Source organism: Spirulina sp. CS-785/01, assembly GCF_028330525.1.
Classification (GTDB): Bacteria; Cyanobacteriota; Cyanobacteriia; order Cyanobacteriales; family Spirulinaceae; genus JAQMSD01.
The window spans coordinates 1-6,013 of the sequence record NZ_JAQMSD010000158.1 but is presented as its reverse complement, the minus strand read 5'-3'; the positions used below and the strand labels follow the sequence as shown (position 1 = coordinate 6,013).

Annotated in this window: 6 protein-coding genes; 4 read left to right on the top strand and 2 right to left on the bottom strand. The window is 46.1% G+C overall.

The window, feature by feature from the left end; all coding sequences use genetic code 11:
• Positions 1 to 294: 294 nt before the first annotated feature.
• A complete protein-coding gene (locus tag PN462_RS10670) occupies positions 295 to 1,113 on the bottom strand; it encodes a methyl-accepting chemotaxis protein (RefSeq protein WP_272128174.1) in 819 nt (272 codons plus the stop codon).
• Between the two features lie 145 nt (positions 1,114 to 1,258).
• Between PN462_RS10670 and PN462_RS10665 the strand changes: the two genes are divergently transcribed.
• From PN462_RS10665 to hpf, 3 genes are all read left to right on the top strand, one after another.
• Positions 1,259 to 1,417, top strand: coding sequence for a hypothetical protein (locus PN462_RS10665; protein WP_272128173.1), 159 nt, complete (start codon positions 1,259 to 1,261; stop codon positions 1,415 to 1,417).
• Between the two features lie 283 nt (positions 1,418 to 1,700).
• Entirely contained in the window at positions 1,701 to 2,180 is a 480-nt protein-coding gene (locus tag PN462_RS10660) for a nucleoside 2-deoxyribosyltransferase (RefSeq protein WP_272128172.1), read from the top strand.
• Positions 2,181 to 2,618: 438 nt separating this feature from the next.
• Positions 2,619 to 3,299, top strand: a complete 681-nt coding sequence (gene hpf, locus PN462_RS10655; protein WP_272128171.1) for a ribosome hibernation-promoting factor, HPF/YfiA family — start codon at positions 2,619 to 2,621, stop codon at positions 3,297 to 3,299.
• Positions 3,300 to 3,455: 156 nt separating this feature from the next.
• Here the strand turns inward: hpf and ruvB are convergent, their stop codons facing one another.
• Positions 3,456 to 4,523, bottom strand: coding sequence for a Holliday junction branch migration DNA helicase RuvB (ruvB, locus tag PN462_RS10650; RefSeq protein ID WP_272128170.1), 1,068 nt, complete (start codon positions 4,521 to 4,523; stop codon positions 3,456 to 3,458).
• Between the two features lie 642 nt (positions 4,524 to 5,165).
• Between ruvB and PN462_RS10645 the strand changes: the two genes are divergently transcribed.
• The coding region (locus PN462_RS10645) for a DUF4114 domain-containing protein (protein ID WP_272128169.1) at positions 5,166 to 6,013 on the top strand (848 nt) is incomplete at its 3' end.

Sequence of the window (6,013 nt, the reverse complement as noted above, 5' to 3'; positions counted from 1 at the left end):
TCTAAATACTAAATACTGCCATATTGTACACAGGAAAGACGGATACTGTTACGCATTCTAATCAGGATGCCCTATCGGGCAGTTATTCATGTAAGGGGAAGATTTCCTCCCCTTCGTGAAGGATAGGAGTCTCCATCTTCCTCTTACCAACCCAATTTACGATGAATAACCTGTCCCGGTTCGGGGCGGGTTATTTGTTATTTGTTATTTGTTGTTTGTTATTGGTTATTGGTTATTGGGTCAGCATGAGGTGTCCCTTTAATCAGCCTTGGGTTTAAACCCAAGGTATAGCTATCAAACAATCGCCTTGAGGTTTTTTGAGGCTTGTTGTAACTGTTGGGTTTCTTGGCGGGTTTGGGTGATGCCTTGGGCGGTGGTTTGTGCGCCTTCATTTAAAAGGTTCATCGCTTGGGCGATTTGCTGGGTGGCTTGGGCTTGCTCTTGGATATTTAAGGCGATTTGTTGATTGTTGAGGACGACTTGATTCACGGCTTCTTTTACCCCAGAAAAGGCTTCGGTGGTTTTCTGGGTGATTTGTATGCCTGTTTCTACGGTTTGTGTGCCTTCGTCGGTGACAACGGTGGTGGAATGGATGGCTTCTTGAATATGGTTGACTAATTCCTTAATTTGTTTGGCGGATTGTTGACTTTCATCGGCCAGTTTGCGAATTTCGTTGGCGACGACGGCAAAGCCTTTCCCGTATTCTCCGGCTCTGACGGCTTCGACGGAGGCGTTTAAGGCTAACATATTGGTTTGGTTGGAGAGGTTACTGACGACTTGGGAAATATTGCCAATTTGCTCGTTTTGTTCCCTCAGTCGGAGAATTTGTTGCGCGATCGCAGCTACTTTGCTTTTTAGCTCATCCATGGCCGCTACCGTATCCGCCACCGCGCGATCGCCACCTTCCGCTAAATCTAGGGCGGTTTGTGCCGCAGTTGTCGCCTCTTTCGCTTGTTGGGCCGATTTTTGCGACGAAACCCCCAACTCCTCCATGGTGGTGGTGGTTTCGTTGACGGAGGAGGCTTGTTCATTGGCGGTTTTTTCTTGTTGTTCCATTGCACCTGTAATTTCTAAGGTAGAAGTCGTGATCACATGAGCCGTCCGCGCAATCATTCAAAAATGGTTCGCGCTCATGGGGTCTGGCTGAATGCTTACTTTATTACAAAAAATGACAATTTCTAACCTGTAGCGAAACCTACAGAACGGCAACGCCTACAATTAAAATGAGTCCCATTGATGCCCCAAAAATGCGATTTTCGTGATCCCTGCTTATCCTGTTTTAGAGAAGCCCTTAACCCCATCCTATTCCTATTCGGCGCAAGAATGGGAGCAAATTTTTGCGGAATTAAGCGCATTACTCGCTCATCCAGAAGCCGGAATTGGGGAGAGCGCGATCGCCCAACTCATTCAAGCCTGAAAAATAACGCGATCGCCGCAACGGTTACAGGCAATTTTAACCGAACTGGCCACACAAGTCCCCAATGATCCCGAACGCTTCACAGTTTTTTGTCGCCAAGTCCAATTCTTAGGGAAAAAGTCCCCCTATGGAGAGATTATCCTAGACTGGTTAGACCAATTAGCCCTTTCAGAAACTCGTCAACTCCCCACCCAAGAGGAAATTTTAGCAGCAAAACTTTTTTTAGGGGCCTATGATTCAACTTGGTCAGAGGTAGGCACAATCTTGTTAACATGGCTTGATCATGATGATCCAACCATTCGCGCTTGTGCCGCTTATCAACTGGGGAAATTTTGCTATTCTTATGTTGATCTACCTTGCTGCCCCCCTATTTAGCCTAGCCGAACAACAATTTAACCTGACCTTAGCACAATCTCTGCGATCGCAAGGCTTTACCGTCTTTCTCCCCCAGCAAGAATGCACAGGAATCCCAGACACCCAGAACATTTACAGCACCTGCTTACGGGGCCTGCAAAACGCTCAAGTCCTGGTTGCCATTCTCGATGGGGCCGATGCAGATTCTGGCACTTGTTGGGAATGTGGGTATGCCGTCGCCCGCAATATACCTGTCATTGCCCTACGAACCGATTTTCGCAACTCTGGGGATACTCAAGGCTTTAATGCCATGTTGTATCATTCCGCAACTGTCACCCTAGAAGGAAGCGAGAATCTAGAGTCTCGTCTGGTGCAAGCCATTCAACACCTACGGGCGGAGTTAGAATAGGCTCATCCTCTCCTTCCTCCTTCCTGATCTCACCGTCAGGTTAAGAGAATGTCAAGAAAAATAACAATCCCTTATCCTAGATGAAAAGAGGGGAAGATACACTCCTAAAATAAGAAATAAGCAGAATTCGTTAAGGAGAACGCTCCCCCCTGACTCATGGCTAATTGCTCATGCAGCATACAGGTTCTTAACATACAGTGGTTAAAAAAAAGGGTTTAACCCTGAAGACACAGTAAATTGAGTTAATTAGCTTTATCCTTGTTTTCCCGTTCAGATTGAGCAATCTGGACATTTCCCGAAATTTAGACTCCGTTTTTGCTAACCTTGAAGACTTCAAAAACGAGTCAGTCTGCTCGTTCTTTCAGAAAAGCCGCAATTCCTCGGTTTTCGCACTTTTCTTAGAACGGCTCATATCGTACAGAATGGAGTAGTGTCAATATGAAGCTTTTAATCCAGGGCAACAATATTGCAGTCACTGAAGCGATTCACAACTACGTGCAAACCAAACTTGAGAAAGCGGCAAAGCACTTCCAGAATATCATCACGAAGATGGATGTGCATTTATCGGTGGCCCGCAATCCCCGGATCAGTAAGAGTCATACCGCAGAGGTGACGGTACACGCGAATGGAACTGTGATTCGAGCGCAGGAAAGTAGCGAAGATTTATATGCCAGTGTTGATTTAGTGTCGGATAAACTGACTCGTCAACTGCGGAAATATAAAGAGAAGCATTTATCCAAAAACCATTCCCGGCCTAAAACTGGGGTAATGGTAGAGCAGCAACCGATCGCAGAAGATTTAGTGGGCGATCGTGAACCGGAATTACCCTCGGATGTGGTACGAGTGAAATACTTTGCCATGCCTCCCATGTCCATTGAAGAAGCCTTGGTACAGTTGCAATTAGTCGATCATGATTTCTATGTCTTCCGCAACCAAGACACAGATGAAATCAATGTGATTTATATGCGCAATCATGGGGGATACGGTGTCATTCAACCGCGCAAAAACGGGAATGGCAATCAACAAAACGGCAAAACCCCTCATGCCGATGCTCAAGAGGAGATCATCTCCTCAGATGATCTCTCTGAAGAAACCTATCCTCCTGCGGCGCAAGTATAGATTCGTTTGACTCCTTGCTTCTCCCACTCCTTTTTTAAGGGGTGGGTTTTTTAGTTGATAGTTAATAATGGATAGTTGATAATTGATAATGGATAATTAACAAGGGGTAATGGGTAATTGGGGAAAAATAACAAATAACCAACAACCAACAAAAAATCACAAAAACCCTAAATGCTGATAGGCTTCTACCGTTGCCACTCGTCCGCGACTGGTGCGGTTGAGGAAACCACTTTGTAATAAATAGGGTTCATACACTTCTTCGATAGTTTTGGCATCTTCTCCGGTGGCCGCAGCGATCGCTTCTAACCCCACTGGCCCCCCTCGAAACTGCTCAATAATGGTGTTTAACACTAACCGATCTGTCCAATCTAACCCACAGGGATCAACATTAAATAACTCTAACGCCGTTGCAGCAATGTCTGGGTCAATCGTTGGATGTTCCTTGACTTGAGCGTAATCTCGGACTCGTCGTAATAAACGGTTGGCAATACGGGGAGTCCCCCGTGAACGACGGGCAATTTCTTCGGCCCCCTCTGGGGTAACTTCTGTTTTTAATAAGTTGGCGGTTCGTTGCACAATTAAGGTTAATTCATCCACCTCATAAAAGCGTAAGCGTTGAATTAATCCGAAGCGATCGCGCAATGGAGAAGTCAACGCCCCCATATTCGTCGTCGCCCCAATCAGGGTAAAATCCACCAAGGGAATACTTCTGATCCGCGCTGACTGCCCCTTCCCGATAGTAATATCCAACCGTCCATCCTCCATGGCCGGATACAGTAACTCCTCCGTCATCCGGTTCAAACGGTGAATTTCATCAATAAATAAAATATCCCCCGGTTTGAGATTCACCAACAATCCTGTAATATCCCGTGGCCGTTCCAAGGCCGGGGCCGCCGTAATTTTACAATTCACTCCCATCTCTGCGGCCAAAATTAAGGACATGGTGGTTTTTCCCAACCCAGGAGGCCCATAAAATAAAAGGTGATCTAAGGCTTCTCCCCGATTCTTCGCCGCTTGTAGGGCAATCTGTAAAATGTCTTTTAAGTCTTTTTGTCCAATATAATCCGCTAATTTTTGCGGACGCAGGGAATCTTCACGACTCTCTTGTTCTTCAGAATTCGCGGTTGCAGTGAGAATATGCTCCTCAGAGGACGTTTTACGCGGTTTCGGAGTCTTAGGATTGTCGCTTGGTTCAGATTGGGGAGAGGTGCGTTGAATCGCCATAACAGTAAACAGTAAGCAGTAAGCAGTAATTAGTAAGCAGTAATTAGTAATCAAGAATAGGTAGCACTCCCCTAAAAAGAAGTACAGAGACTCATCAAAATAAGGCTTTCAGCCCATTTTAAGGGATTCTCGTTTCACCGAGAGTAATCAGTCCTCCCAATCCCTGTCAACTGCGAACTGCGAACGATTGAGCCGTCAGCACTCAGCGACAGCTGAATTGGCTCAAAATATCACTATGGCAAAATCAGCTATCGTGCAACCTACGGTTGTCAATGGTATTGGATTCAGTAGGGCTTTCGGGGCAAAACATGAGACAACTCTATCAACACTGGCAACTCCAACTTAACCAAAAACTGGATACTACGTGCTTGATTTTGTCAACCCTTTCCCCACAACTTCATCTAATCTTCACAGAATCTTAGCCAAAAATTTACACAATCTTCATCGTCAACATCGGAAAACTGTATTACTTTGAGATTAGGGAAAAATCCTTATCCTTATCCATCCTCACCGAGAATGTGTAGTTTTGTAAAAATTCCCATTCTCCTGCATAAAAAATCCAGTTCCCCCAAGAGAACTAAATGAGAAGGACAATCAACTCCCTCTTATCACCCACCATCGTTGTTCAAGGGACATCTCACCATGTTCGGCAAAAAACGCAACTCCCAAAAGCAAAATCAAATCCAATCCTTCATTCTCGAACCTATCCTCACTCCGAGTGGATTATTTGATCTAGATGACCCCACTAGCGTAGATGCTGCCGATATTTCCCCAGACGTTGACCCCATCCCAGTAGATGACCCCTCAACCGAGAGTCCCACCCTAGACTCCAACGACGACCTAGAATTTATCCCCCTCGCGGACTCCTCTACTGATGACTACAACGCGGGAGTCTTCACCGTGGGAGAAACGGGAGAAGTGGGCATCGACTTTCTCTTTGATGGTGGGAAATTTAAAGGAGAAGTAGCCATCTTCAGTTTAGAAGGGATGGACCAATTTGAACCCGCTTCAGAAGAATTTGTCCAAGAAGCCGCCATCCGTGCGGCCAGTGACTCTGAACTGGGTCATATTGTTATTAGCGACCAAACTGAGGGGGCCAAATTTGCAGGCAGTTTAGGCGAAAGCAAAGATTGGAACTCTGGAGAATACCAAGGCGTGAAAACTGTCTCTATGCGTCCAGGAGACAAATTTGGCGTGATGTTAGTCCCCGATGGCACAGTCGAACAGGTGGTTGAAAACCCGGCTGTGAGTGGGACAAAAGCCCCCTTATTCTCCCTAGGCACAGCCAACCCTGATGATACCCTCCATTTCGGACAAATTGCCGATGTTACCGGAGACGGCAACACTTTCGTGATGGAGGACGTACAAGCGGGCCATAGCTGGTATGACCAAGACTACAATGATTTAATCTTCCAAATCCAAGGGGGGACAGGAGATGCCCCCACCATAGATGAATTTATTGAACAGGGAATGATGGAGGCCGAGGACGA